The organism is Stutzerimonas sp. CXK-1 (assembly GCF_057738225.1).
Genome location: NZ_CM173217.1, coordinates 3,606,711 through 3,632,828, shown reverse-complemented (window position 1 = coordinate 3,632,828; position 26,118 = coordinate 3,606,711). Strand labels below are relative to the sequence as shown.

Sequence of the window (26,118 nt, the reverse complement as noted above, 5' to 3'; positions counted from 1 at the left end):
CGAATGGCCAATTCTACCCAGCAATCGAGCGTGAAGGTCTATTTGCGGTTGCTGCGCTATGTGGTCCCTTACTGGGGGCTGTTCGCGATGAGCCTGCTTGGCTTTCTGCTTTTCGCCTCCACCCAGCCGATGCTCGGCTACATGCTGAAGTTCTTTGTCGACGGGCTGAACAATCCGGACGCCAGTCTGTTCGCCCGCGTTCCGCATCTGCAGGAGGTGCAGTGGCTGGCTGAGCTGAAGCTGCTGCAGGCGGTGCCACTGCTGATCATCCTGATCGCGCTGTTGCAGGGGGTCGGATCGTTCCTCGGCAATTTCTTCCTGGCGAAGGTATCGCTGGGATTGGTGCATGATCTGCGCGTCGCGCTGTTCAACAACCTGCTGACATTGCCCAATCGTTACTTCGACAGCCACAACTCCGGTCACCTGATTTCGCGCATTACCTACAACGTGACGATGGTCACGGGGGCGGCGACCGATGCGATCAAGGTCGTGGTGCGCGAGGGCATGACGGTGATCTTCCTGTTCGCCACGCTGCTGTGGATGAACTGGAAGCTGACTCTGGTGATGGTCGCGATCCTGCCGGTGATCGGGGTGATGGTCTCCAGCGCGAGCCGCAAGTTTCGCAAGCAGAGCAAGAAGATCCAGACGGCCATGGGCGACGTCACGCATGTCGCTTCCGAGACGATCCAGGGTTATCGGGTGGTGCGCAGCTTCGGCGGGGAAACCTACGAGCAGAGCCGTTTTCTTGCCGCCAGCAGTGAGAACACGGCCAAGCAATTGCGCATGGTCAAGACCAACGCGGTCTACACGCCGTCGCTGCAATTGGTGATCTACAGCGCCATGGCCATGCTGATGTTCCTGGTGCTGCTGCTGCGCGGCGATGCCTCGGCGGGCGATCTGGTGGCCTACATCACGCTGGCGGGCCTCTTGCCCAAGCCGATTCGCCAGCTATCGGAGGTCAGCTCCACCATTCAGAAGGGGGTCGCCGGAGCCGAGAGCATTTTCGAGCAGCTCGACGAGGTCCCCGAGGTCGATACGGGCACGCTCGAGCGCGAGCGGGTCAGCGGCCGTCTGGAGGTGCGGGATCTGAGCTTCGTCTATCCGCAGACCGACAAGCAGGTGCTCAAGGGCATCAGCTTTACCGCCGAACCGGGGCAAATGGTGGCGCTGGTCGGGCGTTCGGGCAGTGGCAAGTCAACACTGGCGAACCTGATCCCTCGCTTCTACCACCACGAGGCCGGGCAAATCCTGCTCGATGGCGAGGACGTCGAGACCTACACGCTGCGCAACCTGCGCCGGCACATTGCGCTGGTGACGCAGCAGGTAACCCTGTTCAACGATACGGTGGCCAACAACATCGCCTATGGCGACCTCGCTGGCGCGCCGCTCGAGGACATTCGCGAGGCCGCGCGTGCGGCCTATGCCGACGAGTTCATCGAACAGATGCCGCAGGGTTACGACACGCTCGTCGGCGAGAACGGCGTGTTGCTCTCGGGCGGCCAGCGCCAGCGCTTGGCGATTGCGCGCGCGCTGCTGAAGAACGCACCGGTGCTGATCCTCGACGAGGCGACCTCGGCGCTCGATACCGAGTCCGAGCGGCATATCCAGGCGGCGCTCGATGAGGTCATGAAAGGCCGGACCACGCTGGTGATCGCGCACCGGCTGTCGACCATCGAGAAAGCCGATCTGATCCTGGTGATGGAGCAGGGCCGCATCGTCGAACGTGGTAGTCATGCCGAGTTGCTGGCGGCCAACGGCGCCTATGCGCGCTTGCATGCCACCCAGTTCAAGGACGAGCCACCCGTGGCGGAGACTGGCGTGTGATGCTTGGGTTTCTGCGGAGCTGGCGCGAGCGCGGCTGGCAGGTGATCGATGCGCCGACCTACCGTTCCATCTGGCAGCGCTTTGGCGGCAGTGTGGCCACCCATCCGGACGTCATCGAACGGTTGGCCGCTCTGGCCGGTATTCCGGTGCGTTATCTGGGCTGGGAGCAGGGCGGCGAGCTGGTGGCTGCCGTGCCCTGCTGGGGCCGGCATCTGGCGCTGGCCAAGGATGTGCTGAAAAAGAGCGGCAAGCGCGGGCTGTTCGATCTGGGCAATGCCGAAGTCATTCTGCCGATCGCGGACACGGCCTGCGTGCCGGTGCGCCAGCGCCTGCGCTATGTGTCTTCGCTCAACGTCGGGCGCATCGCCGCACTGCGCGAGCAGCCCGAAGGCCTCGCCCTGGCCCGGGAGCCAGAGGAATACTCCAAGAAGTTCCGCTACAACCAGCGCCGCGAGCAGCGCCTGCTGGAGGAGGTCGGCGGCGTGCTGCGGCCGATGCAGGCGTTCAGCCCTGCCGAGCAGGCGAGCATCTATGCCGATCTGTTTCAGCGCCGCTGGAACTTCGAGGCGCCCGGCAAGGGGCATCTGGAAAGGGTTTTCGAGCTGCTGCGTGAATTCATGGTGGGCTCGGTGGTATTGCTCGAGGATCAGCCGATCGCCATTCAGATCCTTTACCGCGTCGAGTCGCCGAACTGGGTTTCGATCGAGTACATCAACGGTGGCGTCGATCCGGGGCAGCGCGATTTCAGCCCCGGCAGCGTGCTCAGCTTCGTCAATACGCAAGAGGCCTGGGCCGAGGCGCGGGCCTTGGGCAAGCCCTTGCGCTATTCCTTCGGTCGTGCCGATCGCGAATACAAGGACCGCTGGTGCAACCGCGTGCCGGTCTATCAGGTGTAAGCATGGTGTCACGCAAACAGCAACTGCTCAGGCAGCATCGGCGCAACAAGCGCATCACCTTGCTGGCCGCACTCGCGGGGCTGCTGGTGGTCGGGGTGGCGGTCAGCGTCTGGTTGGTGCCCGTGCTGCTGGTGCTGCTCTGGGTCGCGCACGAAGCCTGGTTTGCCGACCACCTGTTCTATCGGCCCTGCGATGATTATCGCTATGCGTTTCCCGCGGGCACCCCGCAGCTCTCCGGCCGGATCGAGCAGGGCCGCCTGCGGTTGAGCGAGGCGCTGCCCGAGGCCGATACCCTGGTGCTGGAGGTGCGGTTGCGCTCGAGCTGGCTCGGGCGTCTGCGTGACCCTTACGTGCTGGTCGGCGACGATCGCCAGGACTTCGAGCGCGGCGTGCGCGGCCGGCGCTACCTGAACCTGTCCGGCCAGCAGCAGGCCCTGCGCGACGGTAGCCTGCGCATCGGCACTCGTCATTGCCGCATCGAGCCCGAGGTGATCCTGCATGCGATGACCAACCCGGACTATGCCGCACGTCGGCTGCTGATCGTCGCGCCGCACGCCGATGATGCCGAACTGGCGGCGTTCGGGCTCTACAGCAGGGCCAGCGAGGTGGCGATCGTTACCCTGACCCAAGGGGAGATCGAGGCCGGTCGGTACCGTCGTCTCGGGCTCGATGCGGCGGCTGCGGCACGCCTCAAGGGCCGCCTGCGCAGCTGGGACAGCCTGGCTGTACCGCTTTGGGGCGGCGTGGCGCAGCAGCGCTGCGTGCAGCTTGGCTACTACTGCCTGCAGTTGCCGGCCATGGCGGCCGAGCCGGAGCGCGCCATCGGTTCGCGAGAATCGGGCGAGACCGACATCCGCAGCGTGCGCCAAGCCAATCCCTTGCGCCTGCCCGGCGACGAGGACGGCCAGCCGACCTGGCGGAACCTGCAGGCTGACCTGCGAACGCTGCTGGCCCACTTCCGCCCGGAAGTGGTCATCACACCGCACCCCGAGCTCGACCCGCACGTCGATCATGTCGCGGCAACCCAGGCCGTCTGCCAGGCGATCGAGGAGGGCGAGTGGATGCCCGAGACCTTGCTGCTCTACGCCAATCATCTGCATGACAACGACCGCTGGCCGATGGGGCCGGCCGAAGGCGGGGTCGCCCTGCCTCCGGCCATCGAGGCGCTGCCGGCCGACCGCCTGTGGAGCCCGACGCTGGACTCCGCGGCGCGGCTGGACAAGGCCATGGCCCTGGCGATGCAGCATGATCTGCAGGGGCCGCTACCCTTCAAGAAGCGGCTGCGTCGCCTGATCCAGCATGTGCTGGCTGGCCGTCGCTGGCCCGCGACCGGCGATGACGAATTCTTCCGCAAGGGCGTGCGCCGGCATGAGCTGTTCTGGGTGCGCGACCTGTAGCCGGGTCGCCGCTCGGTCGCGTGCTATGATCCCGCCGTTTTTTCCTGCCCGCCGGAGCCCTTCATGAAGTTGTCCATGCCCCGTTTCGACCAAGCCCCCGTTCTGGTGGTGGGGGACGTCATGCTCGATCGTTACTGGCATGGCGCGACCTCGCGGATTTCACCGGAGGCGCCGGTGCCGGTGGTCAAGGTCGAGCAGATCGAGGATCGCCCAGGCGGCGCAGCCAACGTGGCGTTGAACATCGCGGCCCTCGGTGCCCCGGTGGCGCTGGTCGGCGTGACGGGCGAGGACGAGGCGCGGCAGAGCCTGGCCGATAGCCTGGCGGCGGCCGGCGTGCAGGCGCATTTCCAGCGCATCGAACATCAGCCGACCATCGTCAAGCTGCGGGTCATGAGCCGTCACCAGCAACTGCTGCGCATGGATTTCGAGGAGCCCTTCGAGACCGACGCGGCGGCGATCCTGGCCGAAGTCGAGACACTGCTCGACGGCGTGAAGGTGCTGGTGCTCTCCGACTACGGCAAGGGTGCGCTGAAGAATCACCAGGCGCTGATCCAGGCCGCGCGCAAGCGCAACATCCCGGTGCTGGCCGACCCCAAGGGCAAGGACTTCGAGATCTATCGGGGGGCCTCGCTGATCACCCCCAACCTTGGCGAGTTCGAGGCGATCGTCGGCCCCTGCGCCGACGAGGCCGAGTTGGTGGCCAGGGGTGGCGCGCTGATGCGCGAGCTCGACCTCGGCGCGCTGCTGGTGACCCGTGGCGAACATGGCATGACCCTGCTGCGCCCCGAGCATTCGCCGCTGCACCTGCCGGCGCGTGCCCGCGAGGTATTCGATGTCACCGGCGCCGGCGACACCGTCATCTCCACCCTGGCGGCCGCGCTGGCCGCCGGTGAGGCGTTGCCGCGCGCCGTCGCGCTGTCGAACCTGGCCGCTGGCATCGTCGTCGGCAAGCTGGGGACCGCCTGCATCAGCGCACCGGAGCTGCGCCGCGCCGTGCAGCGCGAGGAAGGCTCCGAGCGCGGCGTGATGAGCGTCGAACAGCTGCTGACGGCGGTCGAGGACGCGCGCGCGCAAGGCGAGAAGATCGTGTTCACCAACGGTTGCTTCGACATTCTGCATGCCGGCCATGTGACCTACCTCGAGCAGGCGCGCGCGCAGGGCGACCGGCTGGTCGTGGCAGTCAACGACGACGCCTCGGTGAGCCGGCTCAAGGGCCCCGGTCGGCCGATCAACTCGGTGGATCGGCGCATGGCGGTGCTGGCCGGTCTCGGCGCGGTGGACTGGGTGGTCTGTTTCGCCGAAGACACCCCGGAGCGGCTGCTCGGCCAGGTCCGCCCCGATGTGCTGGTCAAAGGTGGTGACTATGGCGTCGACCAGGTAGTCGGTGCCGAACTCGTCAAGGCCTATGGCGGCGAAGTGCGCGTGCTCGGCCTGGTCGAGAACAGCTCGACCACCGCTATCGTCGACAAGATCCGCAAGGCTTGAGGCCGCACCGGGTCGTCAGGCCGTCGCGTCGACGGGCTTGGCGGCCCACCAGTCTTCCCAGCGAATCCGCTCTTCGCGCACCAGCCAGCCGTCCGGTCTGGCGAAACTTTCCGAAAGCCAGAGTTCGCGCGTGTCGACCGGCAGCAGCTGGCCGCCTTGCAGCTGCAGCAAGCGCCGCTGCGGCTGCCCCTGCTGCAGCGGCAGCAGATAGAGGTCCGGTTGCTGGCGATCCAGGCGGGCGACCAGCTGTCCCTCCTCGAGGCGTTCGTCGACATGGTAGAGGCTCAGCTGCGCGGCGCTGTCGGGGATGTCCAGGCACATGTCGTAGACCAGCTGCAGCGAAGCGGTCGGCAGGTGCACATAGGCGCGCGGCCTCTCCACCAGCGGCTGATTGCCGCAGCGCACCGGGCGCGCGGCGCCCGTGAGCGGGGCGAGCCGAAAATGCTCGCTGTCGAGGTAGTCCAGCGCCATATCGTAGGGGGTCGGCAGCCAGGTATCGGCGAAGCGCCCGGCGAGCCAGCCGGACGGCGTCTCCAGCAGGCATTCCTCGGCGATCTCCTGCACGGCAGTCAGCAGCGGCAGATTCACCTCGTGTGCCGGTACGTAGCCCGAAATCAGCTTGAGGACCACGTCGCCGCGGTCCTCGCGCCGTTGCCGCACCAGCACCCAGAACGCCTGGCCCTGCCAGCGCAGCGTCAGGCGCACCGACACGCCGAGGTTGGCCAGTTCGCCGGCAAAATGCAGCGGATCGGCAATTTCGATCGGGCGCCTGCGCTGCAGCACTTCGCTGAAATTGAGCGCCCGGCCGATGCTCTGGTAGCTCAGCCCTTCGGGGCCGGCTTCGACGAACAGTGGCAGCGTCTTGAAGGTGGTGGGGTTCTTGCGGACCAGGGTCTGCGGCATCGGCGATTACCTCGTCGCGGGCGGCCGCAAGGCGGCGTCAGTTCTTGCTTTGAGCCAGCACCGCGGCGGCGGTGCGGACGTTATGTGCCAGGTGCACGGGATTGATCGTGCCGATGATGGCGCTGGTCGTGCCAGGGTGGCCGAAAATCAGCTCGAAACTCTTGCGCACCGGGTCTTCGCCCGGTGCCAGGCAGGCATGCCCGCTGGCCAGCGCCTTCTTGATCAGAATGCCCTTGCCGTGCGCCGCAGCATAGTCCAGTACCGGACGCTCGCTTTGCTCGTTGAGGTTGTAGGTGACCATGGCGCAGTCGCCGGCAGCCAAGGCGAGCAGGCCACCCTCGACCGTTTTGCCGGACAGGCCGAAGGCGAGAATCTTGCCCTCGCGCTTGAGTTCGGCAAGGGTCTCGTAGACGCCGCTGTCGCGCAGAACCTCGACGTCGTGGCCATCGGAATGCACCAGTACCAGCTCCAGGCGATCGGTCTGCAGGCGTTGCAGGCTGCGCTCTACCGAGCGTCGCGTATGGGCGGGGGAAAAATCGAAGCGGGACTGACCATCCTCGAATTCTTCACCGACCTTGCTGACGATGACCCAGGCGTCACGCTGCCCGGCGAGCAGCGGGCCGAGACGCTCCTCGCTGCGACCATAGGCCGGTGCGGTGTCGATCAGGTTGATGCCGAGCGCCCGGGCCTGGTCGAGCAGCGCGGCCGCCTCGGTATCGTCCGGAATGCGGAAGCCGCTGGGGTACTTCACGCCCTGATCGCGGCCGAGCTTGACGGTGCCGAGGCCGAGTGGCGATACCAGCAGGCCGGTGCTGCCCAGCGGCCGGAGCAGCCCATGCAGGCTTGGTATCGTCACAGCAAGCCCTCCCAGAACGGCCCGGTGATCGGCGGACGGGGCAGGGCCGGCAGTGCGGCATGCGCGGCGGGGCGGATGCCGTCACGGGCCAGCGCCGCCTCGACGCGATCGGCGAAGTCCGGCGAGAGGGCGAGCTTGGTCGGCCAGCCCACCAGCAGGCGACCCTGTTCGGCGAGAAAGGCGTTGTCCGGTCGCGCCTGGCTGGATTGCGCCGGTTCCGCGCGGTCGATGCGCAGGGTCGCCCACTGCGCCTCGGAGAGGTCGAGCCAGGGCACCAGCTCGGCGAGCTCCTTCTTCGCCACGGCGATCTGGCTCGCCTCGTCGCGTGCAACGCCCGCGGCTTCGGCAAGTTCGCCGCCCAGGTACCACAGCCACTGACCGTCCTCGGTGGGATGGCTGGTGACGGTGATGCGCGGCTTCGGCCCGCCGCCCAGGCAGTGGGCATAGAGCGGCTTGAGGGTCGGCGCCTTGACCAGCACCATGTGCAGCGGCCGGCGCTGCATCGCCGGTTGCTGCAGGCCGAGCGCGCCGAGCAGCTCGGCCGTGCCGCCGCCGGCGCTGAAGACGATGCGCTGCGCGCGGATGTCACGGCCATCGACTCGCAGACCGACCAGTTCGTCGCCCTCGCGCAGCGGTTCGATCCGCTCGGCAGCCAGCAGGCTGGGCCCGGCGAGTTCGGCCAGGCGAGCGATCAGGCTGGGCACGTCGAGAACCAGCTCGGCAAGGCGGTAGACCTTGCCCTTGAAGCGCGGATGCTGCAGCGCAGGCGGCAGCTCGTCCCCCTTGACCTGGCCGACCCGCGAGCGCACGGCCTTGCTGGCGAAGAAGCTGGTGAGGTTGCCGGCCAGGGTGCCTGGCGACCACAGGTAATGCGCGTCGGACAGCAGGCGCACGCCGGAGAGGTCCAGCTCGCCGGTGCCATCGAGCGCTTCGCGCCAGCGCCGCGGCATATCGGCAATGGCTTCCGAGGCGCCGGTCAGCGCTCCGTGCAATGCGTACTTGGTGCCGCCGTGAATGATGCCCTGGGATTTCACGCTCTGCCCGCCGCCCAGCGTTCCCTTGTCGACCAGCAGCGTCGCAAAGCCCTGCCGGCGCAGGCGTGCGTTGAGCCAGAGGCCGGCGACGCCGCCGCCAACGATCAGGACGTCGGTGCTGAGGGATTCGGGCATGTGCAGACCTCATCTGGAGGAAACGGTCGCGCAGTATAACTGCAGTCCGCCAGCAGCTTAGTGGCCGGTGCTGCCGGAGAACAACTGGATGACCACCACGCCGGCGATGATCAGCGCCATGCCCAGCACGGCCGGCAGGTCCAGGTGCTGGCGATAGAGGATCGCCGCCGCGATGCTGACCAGTACGATGCCGAGCCCGGCCCAGATGGCATAGGCGATGCCCACCGGGATGGTGCGAACCACCAGGGCAAGCATCCAGAACGACAGGCCGTAGCCGGTGACCACCAGCAGCAAGGGCAGAGGGCGGCTGAAGCCAGCCAGAGCTTTCATCGAGGTGGTGGCGACAACTTCGGCGCAGATGGCGATAGCCAGGTAGAGGTAGCCGGACATGACGCAATCCTGTTGGTGACGAGGGCCATATCGTTCGGTCGTGCTCCCGCTGACAAGTTCGCCCGGCAGCGGCTGTGGCTCGCGGCCAGGCGGCTTGTTAAGCTCCGCGCCCATGAATCGCACCCTCTATACGCTGCTGTTCCACCTCGGCTTGCCCCTGATCCTGCTGCGTCTGTTCTGGCGCGGACGCCGTGCGCCGGCCTATCGGCAGCGCATCGGTGAACGCTTCGCGCTCGGGCTGCCGGCGTTGCGTCCCGGCGGCATCTGGGTGCATGCCGTGTCGGTGGGCGAGAGCATTGCCGCGGCACCGATGATTCGCCAGCTGATGGCGCGCCATCCGCAACTGCCGATCACCGTCACCTGCATGACGCCGACCGGTTCCGAGCGCATCCGTGCGCTGTTTGGCGACAGCGTGCAGCATTGCTATCTGCCCTACGACTTGCCCTGGGCCGCGGCGCGGTTCATCGAGCGGGCCCGTCCGCGGCTCGCGGTGGTGATGGAAACCGAACTTTGGCCGAACCACATTCATCAGTGTGCGCAGCGCGGTATTCCGGTGGCGCTGGCCAACGCCCGCCTGTCCGAACGTTCTGCGCGCGGTTATGCACGCTTTTTCGGGCTGACCGCGCCAATGCTCGGTGAACTGGCGCTGATCGCGGTGCAGACCGAAGCCGAGGCCGAGCGCTTTCGCCGGCTCGGCGCCCGCAGCGCATGTGTGCAGGTCACCGGCTCGATCAAATTCGACCTGAGCATCGACCCGGCGCTGCCGCAGCGGGCCGAGCAACTGCGTGGGCAATGGCAGGCGCAGCATCGCCCGGTCTGGATAGCGGCGAGCACTCACCAGGGCGAGGACGAAATCGTGCTCGCCGCGCATCGCACCCTGCTCGCTGCGCACCCTGACGCCTTGCTGATCCTGGTGCCGCGGCATCCGGAGCGCTTCGCCTCGGTGTTCGAACTCTGCCGCCGCGAAGGCCTGAGCGCGGTTCGGCGCTCGACCGGCGAAGCGGTTCAGGGCGAAACGCAGGTACTGGTCGGTGACACCATGGGCGAGCTGCTGTTTCTGTTTGCGCTTGCCGACGTGGCGTTCGTCGGTGGCAGCCTGGTGCCCAACGGGGGGCACAACCTGCTGGAACCGGCGGCGCTGGACAAGCCGGTGCTCAGCGGGCCGCACCTGTTCAACTTCCTCGAGATCGCAGCGCAACTGCGCGAGGCCGGTGCGCTGCGCGAAGTGGCGGATGCCGAGCAGCTGGCGAGGGCGGTTGGCGAGCTCTGGTGCGATACGGCGGTCGCGCAAGGCATGCGTGACGCCGGGTTGCGCGTGCTCAAGGCCAACCAGGGCGCGCTGCAACGGCTGTTGGCGGGACTCGAGCGCTTGCTTGGCCGGTAGCGGCCTGGCGGGTGAACGCGCCCGTGAGCGGCGGGGCGCTCGGAGAGGTCGGGTGAGCTGAAGCCCACCCGATCATGGCTCAAGCGAGCCTTCGCAGACCCTGTCTCAATAATCGACCCGCACCGGCTGGCCGACGCTCTGCGACAGATCCGGGGGCAGGAAGTCCTGATCCGGGTCGTAGTCCGCCTTGAGGTAGCCCGACAGCTCGGCGAGGTCGTCCGGGCTGAGGGTGCCGGCGGCCTGCTTCAGGCGAAGCGTATCGAGAATGTAGTCGTAACGCGCGTCGTTGTAGTTGCGAACCGCCGCATACAGGCGGCGCTGGGTGTCGAGCACATCGACGATGTTACGGGTGCCGACCTGGTAGCCGATCTCCGTTGCCTCCAGCGCGCTCTGGTTGGAGATGATCGACTGCCGCCGTGCCTGGACCTGCTCGATGTCGGTGTTCACCGCACGGTGCAGGTTGCGCGTGGCCTCGACCACCTGGCGGCGCAGGCTTTCGCGCTGTTGTTCGGTCTGGTCGAGCCGGTAGTAGGCCTCGCGGGTCTGGGAGCTGGTCAGGCCGCCAGTATAGAGCGGTATGTTCAGCTGCAGGCCGATGCTGCGCTGCTCGACGTCGCCGTTGTAGCGGGGGAAACCGGGCAGTGCGTCGGCCATCCCGCTGTTGGCGAACCCGAGGGCGTCGTTGTCGCCCTTGCGATAGGAGGCCACGGCATCCAGCGTGGGCGCATGCCCGGCGCGACGCTGGCGGAGCGTCTGCTCGGAGGCGTCGACGGCATGGTTGGCGGCCAGCAGGTTGAGGTTCTGCCGGGTGGCGGTATCGACCCAGGCGCGGGCGTCGTTCGGCACCGGTGGCAGCACGGGCAGGCCATGCTCGATGCCTTCGAGTGCCAGGTATTCGCGGTTGGTCAGGGTGAACAGCGCCTGGAAGGCATCGTCGACCTGGCGCTGGGCGATCATCCGGTTGGCGCGCGCGGTGTCGTAGCCGGCCTGGGCTTCGAGGACATCCGTGCGGTCCGACAGGCCGACGTCGAAACGCTCATTGGCCTGGTCCAGCTGGCGCTTGAAGGCGGCCTCCTCGGCCTTGATCGCCGCCAGGTTGTCCTGCGCGCGCAGCACCGAAAAATAGGCCTGGGCGCTCTGCAGCACCAAATCCTGCTCGGCCACCGAGTACTGCAGGGCGGCCTGCTCGCTCAGCGCCTGCGCCGCTTGCAGCTGGAACCAGCGGTCGGCGCGGAACAGCGGCTGGCTGAGCACGGCCTGGTAGGTGGTGCCACTGCGCGAGAGGTTGCGGTTGCCCAGGCTGGTGTCCACGTCCGTTTCGGTATCGCTGAGCTCGGCGCCGGCGCTCAGGTTCGGCAGGAGGCCGGCGCGTGCCTGCGGAACGACTTCCTGGGTGGCACGGAACTGCGCGCGGGCCGCGGCGAGATCGGCATTGTTGTTGACCGCCTGCTGGTAGACGCTGATCAGGTCCGTCCGGCTGGCCAGGGGCGCCTCGGGCGCGGCCAGAGCCGCTCCGCTGGTCAATGCGGCCAGGGCGAGGGCCAGGGGAAGTTTGCGGAACATGGGTCCATCCTCGGGGGGGCGTAGCGCTGAAGGCTAAGCGGCAGGTGTTGGAGGGTCAAGGCGCGTGCAACAGGCGTCGTTGCGGGGCTGGCAAGCGGTCATCGCGGTGGTTCGTCGGACTGATTGTGACCCGCTGGTCGGGCGCCTGGCCGGTTGCCGATGGCATTCGCCAACGCTCTCCTCTAGACTCGGGTTCGTTCTTGTCGGGGTGCCCAGAGCCATGGGCTGAGATCGGACAGTTCCGGATCCCGTTGAACCTGATCAGGTTAAGGCCTGCGTAGGGAACAAGATGTCCTCGCCCGCGGTACCGGCGAGCCTCTCGCCGCCACTGCGGCCCCCTGTGCCCTTGATCCGCCGTGTTGCTCAGGTTCGCTCCGACATTTCCCAGGAGAAGCCGATGAGCGTGCAAAGCAACAAGAATCTGAGCGAAAGCGCCCAGGTCGACCAGCAATCCATTCAACCCTTCCCGCGTTCGCAGAAGATCTACGTGCAGGGTTCGCGGCCCGATATCCGCGTGCCGATGCGCGAGATCAGCCTGGACGTGACGCCCACCGCCTTTGGTGGCGAGATCAACGCGCCGGTCACTGTCTACGACACCTCCGGCCCCTACACCGACCCGAACGTCACGATCGATGTGCGCAAGGGCCTGGCCGACGTGCGCAGCGCCTGGATCGAAGAGCGCGGCGACACCGAGAAGCTGCCGGGCCTGTCCTCCGAATTCGGCAACCGCCGGCTGAACGACGCCGAATTGGCCGCCATGCGCTTCGCCCACGTGCGCAATCCACGCCGCGCCAAGGCCGGGCACAACGTCAGCCAGATGCACTACGCGAAGAAGGGCATCATCACGCCGGAGATGGAGTACGTCGCCATCCGCGAGAACATGAAGCTCGCCGAAGCCCGCGAGGCCGGCCTGCTGAGTGCCCAGCATCAGGGCCAAAGCTTTGGTGCGTCGATTCCCAAGGAAATCACCCCGGAGTTCGTCCGCAGCGAAGTCGCCCGCGGCCGCGCCATCATCCCGGCCAACATCAACCACGTGGAGCTGGAGCCGATGATCATCGGCCGCAACTTCCTGGTGAAGATCAACGGCAACATCGGCAACTCGGCGCTCGGCTCCTCCATCGAGGAAGAAGTGGCCAAGCTGACCTGGGGCATCCGCTGGGGCTCGGACACGGTGATGGACCTGTCCACCGGCAAGCACATCCACGAAACCCGCGAGTGGATCATCCGCAACTCGCCGGTACCGATCGGCACCGTGCCGATCTACCAGGCACTGGAGAAGGTCGGTGGCATCGCCGAGGACCTGACCTGGGAGCTGTTCCGCGACACCCTGATCGAGCAGGCCGAACAGGGCGTGGACTACTTCACCATCCATGCCGGCGTGCTGCTGCGCTATGTGCCGCTGACCGCCAAGCGCGTCACCGGGATCGTCTCGCGCGGCGGCTCGATCATGGCCAAGTGGTGCCTGGCGCACCACCAGGAGAATTTCCTCTACACCCACTTCGAGGAAATCTGCGAAATCATGAAGGCCTACGACGTCAGCTTCAGCCTCGGCGATGGCCTGCGTCCGGGTTCGATCGCCGATGCCAACGATGCTGCGCAGTTCGGCGAGCTGGAAACCCTCGGCGAGCTGACCAAGATCGCCTGGAAGCACGACGTCCAGTGCATGATCGAGGGCCCCGGCCATGTGCCGATGCAGATGATCAAGGAGAACATGGACAAGCAGCTGGAATGCTGCGACGAGGCGCCGTTCTACACCCTCGGCCCGCTGACCACCGACATCGCACCGGGTTACGACCACATCACCTCCGGTATCGGCGCGGCCATGATCGGCTGGTTCGGCTGCGCCATGCTGTGCTACGTCACCCCGAAAGAGCACCTCGGCCTGCCGAACAAGGATGACGTGAAGACCGGCATCATCACCTACAAGATTGCCGCCCACGCTGCTGATCTGGCCAAGGGCCACCCCGGTGCCCAGATCCGCGACAACGCCCTGTCCAAGGCGCGCTTCGAGTTCCGCTGGGAAGACCAGTTCAACCTCGGCCTCGACCCGGACACCGCGCGGGCCTATCACGACGAGACCCTGCCCAAGGAGTCGGCCAAGGTCGCGCACTTCTGCTCCATGTGCGGGCCGAAGTTCTGCTCGATGAAGATCACCCAGGAAGTGCGCGACTACGCCGCCGAGAACGGGCTGACCGAGGAGCAGAAGGCCATCGAGGCGGGCTTCAAGGAGCAGGCCGAGCGCTTCCGCGAGGAAGGCTCGGTGATCTACAAGCAGGTGTGATCGCCTGGAGGTGGCGGGCGGTTGCGGCCGCCGGCGCGCCGGGCGCCTTGCTGCGCATGGCGGCTCCGCCACCGCCATGCGCAGTGGGGGTCAGGGCAGAAACCGCTCGCGCAGGATGCCCCTGAGCTGGTCGTAGTCGATCAGCAGTTCGGGATGTCCGAAGGAGTAGGGCGCAAGGCTGTAGACGTCGTACTTGAGCAGCGCGCCGTCTTTCAGCAGGGCGATATGGCTTGTTTCGCGGAACGGCCAGTTCTGCTGGAACTGCGGGTCGCCGGCCAGGTCGTTTTCCGCCAGCCAGCGCTGATGGGCCTGCTCGGCGAGCCGCCAGAAGGCCCCTTCCTTGCCCGGTACGAGCATGTCCTGCAGGCCGACGGCGCGATTCGTCTCGCGGTCGAAATTGATGAAGCCACGCCCCGGCATGCCGTGGGCGCCGCCGGTGTAGAGATAGCTGGACAGCTCGACCACCAGCAACCCATCGTGCTGCTCGCGCAGCTTGGCCTGCAGGTAGCTTGCCCAGCCGGGTTCGGCGCGGGCCAGGAAGTCCGCCTGGTAGGCTTCGAGCGTGGCCGGCAGCCGGTCGTCCGGCGCGTTGAGGGTCATCTGCCGCAGGCGCTGGTCGACCAGACGGTCCAGCTCGGGCAGATCGAAACGCTGCAGGTCGATGTTCACCAGTGGGCAGTCTTCATTGCTGCAGCCGGCGGGCTTGACCTCGGTGACCTTGCGGGTCGGTTCGATCGCTGGAGCCAGCAGGCCATGCTGGCAGCCGGTAAGCAGCAGGGGTACCAGCAGCAGGGAGGCGAGAGTCAGGGAACGCTTCATCGGATTGCCTATCGATACGAGTGCCGTTTCGAGTGTCGTCGGTGGGTGAAGTTCGTCAGGCGTCATGCGGCCATCGGGCGACCGCCTGGTCGGCCCGAGGCTGCGCCGTTGCCGCTGTCGCGCTAGCATGGCAGCGGAGCTTCTCATTCGCCCCAGGTGCCGGCGCTGCTGCGCTGGTGCAACCGAAGTCAAAAGTGAGCAGTAATGACCGAAACCTTCGAACCGGGTCCGGATGATGTCCAGATCCTCCGACGTGAGCAATGCTTCAGCGGCTTCTACCGGCTGGAAAGGTTGCATTTGCGCCATCGCCTGTTCGCCGGCGGCATGGGCGCCGAATTGAGCCGTGAGCTCTTCGTGCGCCACGATGCCGTCTGCGTGCTCCCCTACGATCCTCGGACCGATCAGGTGGTACTGATCGAACAGTTCCGTGTCGGCGCCTATGGCAAGGTCAGCAACCCCTGGCTCATCGAGCTGGTGGCTGGGTTGATCGACAAGGAGGAGCAACCGGAGGAGGTGGCTCGCCGCGAGGCCATGGAAGAGGCGGGCGTGACGCTGGGCGAACTCTGGCCGGTGACGCGCTACTTCCCGTCGCCCGGCGGCAGCGATGAGCAGGTGCACCTGTACGTGGCACGCTGCGACAGCACCACTGCCGGTGGCGTCTTCGGGCTGGCCGAAGAGGGCGAGGACATTCGCGTGCATGTCTGGCCGCTCGCGCAGGCACTGCAGGCGGTTCGTGACGGGCGCATCGACAACGCGGCCAGCATCATCGCCCTGCAATGGCTGGCGCTCAATCGTGACGACGTGAGGGGAGCATGGCGATGAGGCTGGTGCGTGAGCGCTACCGCGTCGACCTGCGCGAATTGCAGGCCGCCTGCGAGGCCAATTATCTGCGGCTGACGCGCCTGCTGCCCGAGATGCGCGAAGTCGGTGCGACCCGCCGCATCGCCCTCAGCCAGGGCGATCTGGCCCTCGGCGTGCTGACGCTCGAGGTGCTCGAGAGCTGCCCCTATACCAGTACCGTGCAGGTCAGTCAGGCGCATTGCCTGAGCTGGCTGCCGGTGCCGAAGATGGAGGTGCGCGTGTACCACGACGCGCGCATGGCCGAGGTGGTGCGGGCGGAAAACGCCCGGCGCCTGCGCAGCATCTACGCCTATCCCAACGCGCAGATGCACCAGCCCGACGAGAAGAGCCAGCTCAATCTCTTCCTTGGCGAGTGGCTGAGCCATTGCCTGGCCTGCGGGCATGAACTGGCTCCGGTGCTCTGACGGCTGCGGCGGTCAGGTGAGCGGGCCGGCGTACAGGGTGAACGGCCGGTTATGTGACCGAGGCACCAAACCCGTGGTTTACCCCTCACGGGGCTGGCCACCATAATTTCAGGCGATTCCGTTCGAGGAGAAGGGTCTTGCCGGGCGCCCCCCTTACCACCGCTGAAGATTCCGTGCTGCTGGTGCAGATCACCGACAGTCATCTGTTCGCCGAGGCGGACGGCCGACTGCTCGGGCTCGATACCCATGACAGCCTGGGCAAGGTCGTCGATCTGGTGCTGGCCGAACAGCCGGTGATCGATCTGGCGCTGGCGACCGGCGATCTTTCGCAGGATGGTTCGGTTGCCTCCTATCAGCGCTTTCGCGAGCAGTCGTCGCGTCTTCGTGCGCCGATTCGCTGGTGCCCGGGCAACCACGACGAACTGACCGCCATGCGCGCGGTGGCCGATCCGGAACGCCTGCTGGAGCCGGTCGCCGAAGTTGGCGCCTGGCGGGTCGTGTTGCTCGATACCCTGGTGCCGGGCGCAGTGTTCGGCCGCCTGGCCGAGGAGCAGCTGACCTTTCTCGAGCGGACGCTGCGCCAGGCGCCGGATCGCCATCATCTGATCTGCCTGCACCACCACCCGGTTGCGATCGGCAGCCGCTGGATGGACCGCATCGGGCTGCACGATGCCGAGGCGCTGTTCGAGGTGCTCGACCGGCACAGCAACGTGCGTGCTTTGCTGTGGGGACACATTCACCAGGAGTTCGACGGCTGGCGTGACGGCGTGCGCCTGCTGGCGTCGCCGTCGACCGGCGTGCAGTTCGCACCCGGCAGCGAGGACTTCCAGGTCGACACCCGCGCACCCGGCTACCGCTGGCTGAGGCTGCATGCCGACGGCCGGATCGAAACCGGCGTTTCCCGCGTCAGCGGCATCGCCTTCGAGGTCGACTACAGCGTCCGGGGATATTGAGCGGGCCCTGTCGTGAGGGCCGTCGGGGCGCTCGGCTTGCGGTGGGTCGCTCGGGCCTTGTAGCCTTTCCTGTCCTTTTCGGCCTGCATTCCAATGACCCTCGCTCAACCCGCCATTCTCTACATTCACGGTTTCAACAGTTCGCCGCTGTCACAGAAAGCGAGCCAGCTCAGCGCAGCGATGCAGCGGGTCGGCCTGGCCGAGCGACTGCGCGTCCCCGAGCTGCATCATCATCCGCGTCGGGCGATCGCTCAGCTCGAGCAGTGCATCGACGAGCTCGGGCGCCCGCTGCTGGTCGGCAGCTCCCTGGGCGGCTACTATGCGACGCACCTGGCCGAGCGCCATGGCCTCAAGGCCCTGCTGATCAATCCGGCAGTGCTGCCGCATCGCCTGTTCGATGGCTACCTGGGCGCGCAGACCAATCTCTACACCGGCGAAGTCTGGGAGCTGACCCACGACCACGTCGCGGCGCTGGCCGAGCTGGAAACACCGCCGCCAGCGGATCCGGCGCGCTATCAGGTCTGGCTGCAAACCGGCGATGAAACCCTCGACTATCGTCGTGCAGCCGATTTCTACAAGGGCTGTGCCTTGCGTATCCAGGCCGGTGGCGACCATGGTTTCCAGGGCTTCGCCGAACGCCTGCCCGCGCTGCTGGCGTTCGCCGGCGTGGCCCCGGCGCGCTGGCTAGACATCGACTTTTCCGTTCTCTAAGGGAGCTCCATGTCCTATACCGCAGAAGCCATCGAGGTTCTTTCCGGGCTCGATCCGGTGCGCAAGCGCCCCGGCATGTATACCGACACTGCGCGCCCCAACCACCTGGCGCAGGAGGTCATCGACAACAGCGTCGACGAGGCGCTGGCCGGCCATGCCCGCGCGGTGCAGGTGATCCTGCACGCCGACAACTCGCTGGAGGTCATCGACGACGGCCGTGGCATGCCGGTGGACATCCACCCGGAGGAGGGCGTCTCCGGGGTCGAGCTGATCCTCACCAAGCTGCATGCCGGCGGCAAGTTCTCGAACAAGAACTACCAGTTTTCCGGCGGCCTGCACGGCGTGGGTATCTCGGTGGTCAATGCGCTCTCGACGCGGGTGCTGGTGACGGTCAAGCGTGACGGCAACGAGTACCGCATGAGCTTCGCCGACGGCTTCAAGGCCAGCGAGCTGGAAATCGTCGGCAGCGTGGGCCGGCGCAACACCGGGACCAGTGTGCATTTCTGGCCCGACCCGAAGTATTTCGACTCGCCGAAGTTTTCCATCAGTCGCCTCAAGCACGTGCTCAAGGCCAAGGCCGTGCTCTGTCCGGGCCTGGCGGTGTCGTTCGAGGATCGCGCCAGCGGCGAGAAGGTCGAGTGGCATTACGAGGACGGACTGCGCTCCTACCTCACCGATGCGGTTAGCGAGTTCCAGCGCCTGCCCGACGAGCCCTTCACCGGCAGCCTGGCGGGCAATACCGAGGCGGTCGACTGGGCACTGTTGTGGCTGCCCGAAGGCGGCGACGCGGTGCAGGAAAGCTATGTCAACCTGATCCCCACCGCGCAGGGCGGCACGCACGTCAACGGCCTGCGCCAGGGTCTGCTCGACGCGATGCGTGAGTTCTGCGAGTTCCGCAGCCTGCTGCCGCGCGGGGTCAAGCTGGCGCCCGAGGACATCTGGGAGCGCATCGCCTTCGTCCTCTCGATGAAGATGCAGGAGCCGCAGTTCTCCGGGCAGACCAAGGAGCGCCTGTCCTCGCGCGAGGCGGCTGCGTTCGTCTCTGGTGTGGTCAAGGACGCGTTCAGCCTCTGGCTCAACGCCAACCCCGACCTCGGCCTGCAGCTCGCCGAGTTGGCCATCAGCAACGCGGGTCGACGGTTGAAGGCCGGCAAGAAGGTCGAGCGCAAGAAAATCACCCAGGGGCCGGCGCTGCCCGGCAAGCTCGCCGACTGTGCCGGGCAGGACCCGATGCGCGCCGAGCTGTTCCTGGTCGAAGGCGACTCGGCCGGCGGTTCGGCCAAACAGGCGCGGGACAAGGAGTTCCAGGCGATCATGCCGTTGCGGGGCAAGATCCTGAACACCTGGGAGGTCGATGGCGGCGAGGTGCTGGCCAGTCAGGAAGTCCACGATATCGCCGTGGCCATCGGTGTCGATCCCGGCGCCCATGACCTCGGCCAGCTGCGCTACGGCAAGATCTGCATTCTCGCCGACGCCGACTCCGACGGCCTGCACATCGCCACGCTGCTCTGCGCGCTGTTCGTACGGCATTTCCGCCCGCTGGTCGAGGCGGGGCATGTGTACGTCGCCATGCCGCCGCTGTACCGCATCGATCTGGCCAAGGAGATCTACTACGCGCTCGACGAGGCCGAGCGCGACGGCATCCTCGAGCGTCTCGCCGCGGAAAAGAAACGCGGCAAGCCACAGGTCACCCGCTTCAAGGGCCTTGGTGAGATGAACCCTCTGCAGCTGCGAGAGACCACCATGGACCCGAATACCCGGCGCCTGGTACAGCTGACGCTCGAAGATTTCGAGGGCACGCGCGAGATCATGGACATGTTGCTGGCCAAGAAACGCGCCGGTGACCGCAAATCCTGGCTCGAATCCAAGGGCAATCTGGCCGAGGTGCTGGTCTGATGCGGCGCTGGATGGCGGCGCTGGGCCTGGTCTGTGCGCCGTGGCTGGCGCTGGCTCAGGTGGCAGAGCTGCAGCTGATCGAGGAGCAGGTCGTCGATGGCATGCCTGCCGGCAACCTGTCGGGGCTGGCCTGGTGTGGCGACGCCCTGTGGGCGGTGTCCGACCGTGAGGACGACCGGCTCTATCGGCTCGATGCAAGCGCCTCGCCATGGCGTGCCGACGCCGAGCCGTTCGAGCTGCCGCCAGTGCCAGACAGCGGGCTGCCTTGGGGCATGCGCATGCGTGTCCTGGCGAGCGCGGCGGTGCGCGGCGGCGAGATGGATTTCGAGGGGCTGACCTGCGATGCGCTCGGCAATCGCTACCTGGTCAGCGAAGCCCATGCCGGCGTGCTGCAGGTAAGCCCGGCCGGTTCGGCGCAATGGTTGACGCTACCCGACTCGCTGGTACGCCAGGCGCGCGCCAGCGGCATGCTGCTGAACTTCAACGCCATGCTCGAAGGCATCGCCGTCGACCCGCAAGCCGCCCGCCTGTGGCTGGCGGCCGAGCGTGAGCGCCGTGGCGTACTGGTGCTGCATCGCCAGCAGAGCAGTTTTCAGTGCACGGGCGGTTGCGTGCTGTTTGCCGAAGGCGGCAGCGAGCCACCGCCGCAAGCCCTGGGCGCTGATCCGCTGCCGCTCGGCTTCACCGATCTGGCCTACCACGAAGGCGCACTGTACAGCCTCGAGCCTAACGCCCACCGCGTATGCCGGCGTGCCGCCACGACCGGCGATGTCGAGCGCTGCTGGTCCTATGCCGACACGGCGCTGGCCGAGTCGCGTCGCTACCCCAGTGCATTCGGTAATGCCGAAGCGCTCTGGGTGGATGCCGAAGGCGCCTGGATCGGCGTGGACAACAACGGCCAGGCGCGCGCCGATGGCGAACGCCGGCCGGTGATCTGGCGCTTCGCCGCTCCGGCCGGCGGCTGGGGCGCGCGGCCGTGACCCAGACTGCGGGGCGACGGGCCGGGCGGGTCATGCTGGTGCTCGCCTGGGGCGCGGGCCTGCTGCTGGCCACGCGCTTTTTCGCCGACTGGGAAGACAACCGCTTCAACCCCAACCGCGAGCCGGTTTCGCGCATCGAAGGCGGCCAGGTCGAGGTCCAGCTGGCCGGCAATGCCAGCGGCCACTTCGTCGCGGATGGACGCATCAACGGCGAGCGCGTGACCTTTCTGCTCGACACAGGCGCGACCGATGTCGCGGTGCCGATCGAACTGGCCAAGCGCCTGGGCCTCGAGCGCGGCGCACCGGTCATGCTGCAGACGGCCAATGGCCCGAGCACCGGTTACCGTACGCGCCTGGCCCGGCTGGAACTCGGCGACATCGTGCTGCATGACGTGCGCGCCATCGTCGCCCCCGGCTTTCTCAGCGAGCAGGTCCTGCTCGGCATGAGCGCCCTGAAACAACTCGAATTCACCCAGCGCGCCGGCACCCTGGTGCTGCGCCAATCTGCCACGGATCGACCATGAGCGAATCCCTCTTGAGCCTGGAAGGCGTGGAGCGCCGCTCCCTCGCCGAGTTCACCGAACAGGCCTATCTCAACTATTCCATGTACGTGATCATGGATCGCGCGCTGCCGCACATCGGCGACGGTCTGAAGCCCGTCCAGCGGCGAATCGTCTACGCCATGAGCGAGCTCGGGCTCTCGGCCGACGCCAAGCACAAGAAGTCGGCGCGCACCGTCGGCGACGTGCTCGGCAAGTTCCACCCGCATGGCGACTCGGCCTGCTACGAAGCCATGGTGCTGATGGCCCAGCCGTTCTCCTACCGCTACACGCTGGTCGATGGCCAGGGCAACTGGGGCGCGCCCGACGATCCCAAGTCGTTTGCCGCGATGCGCTACACCGAGGCGCGCCTGTCGCGCTATTCCGAGGTGCTGCTGTCGGAACTCGGGCAGGGCACGGTCGACTGGGTGCCGAACTTCGATGGCACGCTGGAGGAGCCCGCCACGTTGCCGGCGCGGCTGCCCAACCTGTTGCTGAATGGCACCACCGGCATCGCCGTGGGCATGGCGACCGACGTGCCGCCGCACAACCTGCGCGAAGTGGCCGCCGCCTGCGTGCGCCTGCTCGACGAGCCGAACGCCACCGTCGAGCAACTTTGCGAGCACATCCTCGGCCCGGATTTCCCCACCGAGGCGGAAGTCGTCACGCCGCGCGCCGACCTGCTGAAGATGTACGAGAGCGGCCGTGGCTCGGTGCGCATGCGCGCGGTCTATCGCGTCGAGGATGGCGACGTGGTGGTTACCGCGCTGCCGCACCAGGTTTCGGGCGCCAAGGTGCTCGAACAGATCGCCGCGCAGATGCAGGCCAAGAAATTGCCGATGGTCGCCGACCTGCGTGATGAGTCGGACCACGAGAACCCCTGCCGCATCGTGATCATTCCGCGCTCGAACCGGGTCAACGCCGACGAGCTGATGCAGCACCTGTTCGCCACCACCGACCTGGAGTCCAGCTACCGCGTCAATACCAACGTCATCGGCCTCGATGGTCGGCCGCAGGTGAAGAATCTCAAGGTCCTGCTCGGCGAATGGCTGACCTACCGCATCGGCACCGTGCGTCGTCGCCTGCAGTATCGACTGGACAAGGTGGAGAGGCGCCTGCACCTGTTGGAAGGCCTGCTGGTGGCCTTCCTCAACCTCGACGAGGTGATTCACATCATCCGTACCGAGGACCAGCCCAAGCCGGTGCTGATGGCGCGCTTCGAGCTCTCCGAGCTGCAGGCCGACTACATTCTCGACACCCGCCTGCGCCAGCTGGCGCGGCTGGAGGAAATGAAAATCCGTGGTGAGCAGGACGAGCTGGCCAAGGAGCGCGAGCGCCTGCTGGCCCTGCTCTCCAGCGACGCCAAGCTGAAAAGGCTGGTGCGCAAGGAACTGCTCGAGGATGCCGAGACCTATGGCGATGCACGGCGTTCGCCGATCGTCGAGCGCGCCGAGGCGCGTGCCCTGTCGGAGAACGAGCTGCTGCCGTCCGAACCGGTCACCGTGGTGATCTCCGAGAAGGGTTGGGCGCGCTGCGCCAAGGGTCACGATATCGATGCCGCGGGGCTTTCCTACAAGGCCGGGGACGGCTTCAAGGCGGCCGCCGCCGGGCGCTCGAATCAGTTCGCCGTGTTCATCGACTCGACCGGGCGCAGCTACTCGCTGGCGGCGCACTCGCTGCCTTCGGCGCGGGGCCAGGGCGAGCCGCTCACCGGCCGGCTGACCCCGCCGCCGGGGGCGAGCTTCGAGTGCGTGCTGCTGCCCGAGGATGAGGCGCTCTACGTGATTGCTTCCGACGCGGGCTATGGCTTCGTGGTCAAGGGCGACGATCTGCAGGCCAAGAACAAGGCCGGCAAGGCGCTGCTGTCCTTGCCGAACGGCGCTCGGGTCGTCGCGCCGCGCCCATTGGGTAGCCTCGACCAGGACTGGCTGGCGGCGGTCACCACCGAAGGGCGTCTGCTGGTGTTCCCGGTGCGGGATCTGCCGCAGCTGGCCAAGGGCAAGGGCAACAAGATCATCGGCATCCCCGGCGATCGCGTGGCCAGTCGCGAGGAATATCTGGTGGACCTGGCAGTGCTGCCTGACGGCGCGACCCTGGTGCTGCAGGCCGGCAAGCGCACCCTGTCGCTGCGGGCCGAAGACCTGGAACATTACAAGGGCGAGCGCGGCCGGCGCGGCAACAAGCTGCCACGCGGCTTCCAGCGGGTCGATGGGCTGCGTGTGGAAAGCTGACACAGGTCGAGCCAAATTCACGCTGGAACCCGGGCGCCGATTAACGGAAGATACCCGCCTTTCCAACGTTGCGACCGGCCACGGCGCCTGGTCGCTGCGTGCTGAACGACTCAGACAGGCGTGGCCCTGAACGTCATGAAGGTAATGAACAACGTGCTGCGTTTCCCCCTCGTTCTGCTGCTGGCCAGCACCGCACTGGTCGGTTGTGTCGCCCAGCAGCCGCTGCCGCTGTACCGGCTCGACAATGGCGTGGCCGAGATGCCCGAACAGGAGGGCGGTGTGGCCGTGCTGCTCGGGCCGGTCAGCGTGGCCGACTACCTGCAGCGCGATGCGCTGCTGCAGCGCCTGCCCGATGGCAGTATCGCCGCCGACCCGCAGCAAGCCCGTTGGGCCGGCAGCCTCAAGGAAGACGTCGACCAACTGCTGATGCGGCAGCTGGCTACCCAGCTGAAGACCCAGAAGATCGAGTCTGCACCAGCCAGCGAAGGCTTCGTTGCCGATGTACAGATCGAGCTGGCTATCACGCGCCTGGACTCCGGCCCGCAGCACCCTGCGGTGCTGGAGGCGCAATGGCGGCTGCTCGATGAGCACGGCAAGCGCCAGGGCAGTCGCCTGGTGCGCTTGCAGGAAGCACATCAGGGCAGCATCACCGATCAGGTGCAGGCGCAGAGCCGGTTGCTACAGCGCCTGAGCGTCATGCTCGCCGAGGCGATCGAGCCGGTACTCGTCGCACGCAACGCCGCCAAGACGACGGTGAAGGCGCCCAAGCGCAGCGAGCCGGAGGCGCCACGACTAAAGGCGCTGGAGCCGCTGCGTACCGATATGGAAGTGTTCCGCTTCTAAGCCCGCCGCCCGATGATCACCAGGGCGGCGCAAAACCGTTTGCGCGGCTCGCTGCCCCATCACTCTCAGGCGTGACGGTTGCGCAGCTCGTGCATGCGCGCCAGTTGGCGCTCCAGCAGCGAGGGGTAGGGGTCGAGCAGGCGCTCGACGCAGCAGGCCCCTTCCGGGCTGGCAATCGGGCGGATCCGCGCCCGCTGGCGAATCAGTGAATCGTCGCCGATCGAGCGCTCGACCAGCACCAGATTGCGGCTGTGCTGCGCCAGGTCCAGCGCGGCCTGCGCCGCCTCGCTGAGTAGCAGTTCGCCCTGGCCCAGGTCGGCCAGTCCTTGGCCGGTTGTCAGGCCCAGGTGCAGTTGCAGCGTCATGCCGCTATCGGCGACCTCGATCTGCAGTGCATGTCCCAGCGCGCGCATCAGCTCGCCGCAGCAAACCGCGTGCGTCAGGTAATTCTGCTCGTCGTCCTGGCTGTGGAACAGCATCAGGCTGCTGCCGTCGTTCAGTGTGTGCAGCTCGGCCTGGTAGAGCGTGGCGGCTTGCTGCAGGCAGTCGCGGTAGCGCTGCAGAAGGTCGGTCAGGCGTTCGCGCGGCAGGCGGCGCAACTGCTCCTGGGCGCCGAGCTGAATGGCCAGCACGGCGCTGCGGGCCGGCGTTGCAGCGACCGCAGGCGGCACCGACGCAGGTGCCGGCGCACTGGGGGTTTGCTCGGCGAACGGATCGAAGTCGTCCTCCTCGTCGGCACTGAAACGATCGCGCGCGGACAGCGGCGGCTCGTCGTCCTCGTCGAGGTCCGCAAACGCCTGGTGGGATGCGCTGGTCGGTGCAGCTGCCGTCGACTGCTGGACTGGCGGTTCGGCGTCGAACTCCTCGAGCATGTCGCCCAGGTCGATTTCCGGCTCGGGTTCCGGCTTTTCCGGTACCAGGCGTGCCTGCAGCTGGCGCGCCAGGTCGCCGATCTCGTCCTGGCGGCCGGCCCCCGGCGCGGGATCGTCGGGATCGCGCAGCCAAAGGCGCAGCTGCATCAGAGGCATCGACAGCTGGCGCCCCAGGCGCATGCTCAGGCTCAGCGCCAAGGCCAGCAGGATCAGGCTGAGCAACCCCATGCTCTGCAGGCTGATCGTCATCGGCTGTTGGAACTGGGTCATGTCCAGGCTGATGCGCAGGTGCCCGGCGATCACTTCCTGAAAGCTGATCGGAGTCGAATAGAGGCCGCGGTCCTCGCCGAGCAGGTTGTGCTGCGGCCGCGAGCCGGACTCGGCCAGCACACGGTTGTCCACGCTGTAGATCGCTGCATGCGCGACCAGCGGGTTTTTCACCAGGTTGCTGAGCAGCACATTGAGGCTGAGGATGTCGTTGGCCACCAGCAGGTCGGTGGCGGACGCGGCGGTCTGGGTCACCAGACTCTGGCCGAGGGCATCGGCCTGCTGCTCCATGGCGTGCTTGAACTGCATGCCGATGACCCAGGAATAGATGACCAGCGCCAGAACAACGAGCAGCAGGGTATGCGCGGCAATGCGCAGCACCAGCGGCACGCGGTGCTGGCGGATCGCGCGGTAGAGCAGCAGGAAGAAATTGTCAGGCTTGACGGACGCGGGCCGGTTCACAGGGGCGCGGCTCTTCTCGAAGGGAAATTGCCGCGCAGTATAGGGAAAGCCTGCAGGGCGTTGAAGGTCTGGCGTCGGCGGCTGACGAAAAGTCTCTTCGCTGGCGTCGGCATTGCGCGGGCAGGGCGCGTC

Annotated in this window: 22 protein-coding genes and 1 riboswitch; of the genes, 15 read left to right on the top strand and 7 right to left on the bottom strand. The window is 66.9% G+C overall.

Translation table 11 applies throughout. The annotated features are described in order from the left end of the window. Nucleotides 1–3 precede the first annotated feature (3 nt). The 4 genes from msbA to hldE all read left to right on the top strand — a co-directional run bounded on the left by msbA (nt 4) and on the right by hldE (nt 5,602). On the top strand, nt 4–1,824 hold the full coding sequence (gene msbA, locus AC0KXH_RS17350) for a lipid A export permease/ATP-binding protein MsbA (protein WP_395764049.1): 1,821 nt from the start codon (nt 4–6) through the stop codon (nt 1,822–1,824). Further along, entirely contained in the window at nt 1,824–2,720 is an 897-nt protein-coding gene (locus AC0KXH_RS17345; protein ID WP_488223770.1) for a GNAT family N-acetyltransferase, read from the top strand. Before msbA ends, AC0KXH_RS17345 begins: the two co-directional genes overlap by 1 nt. A 2-nt stretch (nt 2,721–2,722) precedes the next feature. After that, entirely contained in the window at nt 2,723–4,117 is a 1,395-nt protein-coding gene (locus tag AC0KXH_RS17340) for a PIG-L deacetylase family protein (protein ID WP_488223769.1), read from the top strand. A 63-nt stretch (nt 4,118–4,180) separates the two neighbouring features. Then, on the top strand, nt 4,181–5,602 hold the full coding sequence (hldE, locus tag AC0KXH_RS17335) for a bifunctional D-glycero-beta-D-manno-heptose-7-phosphate kinase/D-glycero-beta-D-manno-heptose 1-phosphate adenylyltransferase HldE (protein WP_041108193.1): 1,422 nt from the start codon (nt 4,181–4,183) through the stop codon (nt 5,600–5,602). 15 nt (nt 5,603–5,617) lie between these two features. On the opposite strand, the gene AC0KXH_RS17330 is transcribed toward hldE, so the two are convergent. The 4 genes from AC0KXH_RS17330 to AC0KXH_RS17315 are packed head-to-tail and all read right to left on the bottom strand — an operon-like array spanning nt 5,618 to nt 8,920. Beyond that, the gene (locus AC0KXH_RS17330; RefSeq protein ID WP_488223768.1) at nt 5,618–6,505 is read right to left on the bottom strand and encodes a metal ABC transporter ATPase; all 888 of its coding nucleotides are present in this window, start codon (nt 6,503–6,505) and stop codon (nt 5,618–5,620) included. 37 nt (nt 6,506–6,542) lie between these two features. After that, nucleotides 6,543–7,355 carry an aldo/keto reductase gene (locus AC0KXH_RS17325; protein WP_041108189.1) on the bottom strand — a complete coding sequence of 271 codons (813 nt, stop codon included), beginning with the start codon at nt 7,353–7,355 and terminating at the stop codon, nt 6,543–6,545. Nucleotides 7,356–7,357: 2 nt separating this feature from the next. Further along, on the bottom strand, nt 7,358–8,530 hold the full coding sequence (locus tag AC0KXH_RS17320) for an NAD(P)/FAD-dependent oxidoreductase (protein WP_041108187.1): 1,173 nt from the start codon (nt 8,528–8,530) through the stop codon (nt 7,358–7,360). Nucleotides 8,531–8,587: 57 nt separating this feature from the next. Next, complete coding sequence (locus AC0KXH_RS17315) at nt 8,588–8,920, bottom strand: DMT family transporter (protein ID WP_041108185.1); 333 nt, start codon at nt 8,918–8,920, stop codon at nt 8,588–8,590. A gap of 112 nt (nt 8,921–9,032) precedes the next feature. Here AC0KXH_RS17315 and waaA point away from each other — a divergent pair, with 112 nt between their 5' ends. Beyond that, nucleotides 9,033–10,304, top strand: a complete 1,272-nt coding sequence (gene waaA / locus AC0KXH_RS17310; RefSeq protein ID WP_200629373.1) for a lipid IV(A) 3-deoxy-D-manno-octulosonic acid transferase — start codon at nt 9,033–9,035, stop codon at nt 10,302–10,304. A gap of 105 nt (nt 10,305–10,409) precedes the next feature. On the opposite strand, the gene AC0KXH_RS17305 is transcribed toward waaA, so the two are convergent. Then, the gene (locus AC0KXH_RS17305; protein ID WP_061339261.1) at nt 10,410–11,867 is read right to left on the bottom strand and encodes a TolC family outer membrane protein; all 1,458 of its coding nucleotides are present in this window, start codon (nt 11,865–11,867) and stop codon (nt 10,410–10,412) included. A 194-nt stretch (nt 11,868–12,061) separates the two neighbouring features. Then, a riboswitch (TPP riboswitch) is annotated at nt 12,062–12,168 on the top strand. A gap of 96 nt (nt 12,169–12,264) precedes the next feature. Between AC0KXH_RS17305 and thiC the strand changes: the two genes are divergently transcribed. Continuing rightward, the gene (thiC, locus tag AC0KXH_RS17300) at nt 12,265–14,148 is read left to right on the top strand and encodes a phosphomethylpyrimidine synthase ThiC (protein ID WP_488223767.1); all 1,884 of its coding nucleotides are present in this window, start codon (nt 12,265–12,267) and stop codon (nt 14,146–14,148) included. A 90-nt stretch (nt 14,149–14,238) separates the two neighbouring features. On the opposite strand, the gene AC0KXH_RS17295 is transcribed toward thiC, so the two are convergent. Next, entirely contained in the window at nt 14,239–14,967 is a 729-nt protein-coding gene (locus AC0KXH_RS17295) for an RsiV family protein (protein ID WP_488223766.1), read from the bottom strand. Between the two features lie 204 nt (nt 14,968–15,171). Between AC0KXH_RS17295 and AC0KXH_RS17290 the strand changes: the two genes are divergently transcribed. The 9 genes from AC0KXH_RS17290 to AC0KXH_RS17250 all read left to right on the top strand — a co-directional run bounded on the left by AC0KXH_RS17290 (nt 15,172) and on the right by AC0KXH_RS17250 (nt 24,385). Further along, a complete protein-coding gene (locus AC0KXH_RS17290) occupies nt 15,172–15,789 on the top strand; it encodes an NUDIX domain-containing protein (protein WP_041108175.1) in 618 nt (205 codons plus the stop codon). Then, entirely contained in the window at nt 15,786–16,232 is a 447-nt protein-coding gene (locus tag AC0KXH_RS17285; RefSeq protein WP_061337546.1) for a DUF1249 domain-containing protein, read from the top strand. The genes AC0KXH_RS17290 and AC0KXH_RS17285 overlap by 4 nt, the downstream gene beginning before the upstream one ends. Nucleotides 16,233–16,369: 137 nt before the next feature. Beyond that, on the top strand, nt 16,370–17,185 hold the full coding sequence (gene cpdA / locus AC0KXH_RS17280) for a 3',5'-cyclic-AMP phosphodiesterase (RefSeq protein ID WP_043222210.1): 816 nt from the start codon (nt 16,370–16,372) through the stop codon (nt 17,183–17,185). A gap of 93 nt (nt 17,186–17,278) precedes the next feature. After that, the gene (locus AC0KXH_RS17275) at nt 17,279–17,896 is read left to right on the top strand and encodes a YqiA/YcfP family alpha/beta fold hydrolase (protein WP_041108170.1); all 618 of its coding nucleotides are present in this window, start codon (nt 17,279–17,281) and stop codon (nt 17,894–17,896) included. Nucleotides 17,897–17,905: 9 nt separating this feature from the next. After that, nucleotides 17,906–19,792, top strand: coding sequence for a DNA topoisomerase IV subunit B (gene parE / locus AC0KXH_RS17270; RefSeq protein WP_041108168.1), 1,887 nt, complete (start codon nt 17,906–17,908; stop codon nt 19,790–19,792). Continuing rightward, nucleotides 19,789–20,772: an esterase-like activity of phytase family protein gene (locus tag AC0KXH_RS17265; protein WP_041108166.1), complete on the top strand. Its 984-nt coding sequence runs from the start codon at nt 19,789–19,791 to the stop codon at nt 20,770–20,772. The genes parE and AC0KXH_RS17265 overlap by 4 nt, the downstream gene beginning before the upstream one ends. Next, nucleotides 20,769–21,296, top strand: coding sequence for a retropepsin-like aspartic protease family protein (locus tag AC0KXH_RS17260; RefSeq protein ID WP_041108164.1), 528 nt, complete (start codon nt 20,769–20,771; stop codon nt 21,294–21,296). Before AC0KXH_RS17265 ends, AC0KXH_RS17260 begins: the two co-directional genes overlap by 4 nt. Further along, nucleotides 21,293–23,542, top strand: a complete 2,250-nt coding sequence (gene parC, locus AC0KXH_RS17255) for a DNA topoisomerase IV subunit A (protein ID WP_041108163.1) — start codon at nt 21,293–21,295, stop codon at nt 23,540–23,542. The genes AC0KXH_RS17260 and parC overlap by 4 nt, the downstream gene beginning before the upstream one ends. Nucleotides 23,543–23,686: 144 nt before the next feature. Next, nucleotides 23,687–24,385 (top strand): PqiC family protein, encoded by a 699-nt coding sequence (locus AC0KXH_RS17250; RefSeq protein WP_041108161.1) that lies wholly within the window; start codon nt 23,687–23,689, stop codon nt 24,383–24,385. Nucleotides 24,386–24,450: 65 nt separating this feature from the next. Here the strand turns inward: AC0KXH_RS17250 and AC0KXH_RS17245 are convergent, their stop codons facing one another. After that, nucleotides 24,451–25,986: an AhpA/YtjB family protein gene (locus AC0KXH_RS17245; protein ID WP_488223765.1), complete on the bottom strand. Its 1,536-nt coding sequence runs from the start codon at nt 25,984–25,986 to the stop codon at nt 24,451–24,453. Nucleotides 25,987–26,118 lie beyond the last annotated feature (132 nt).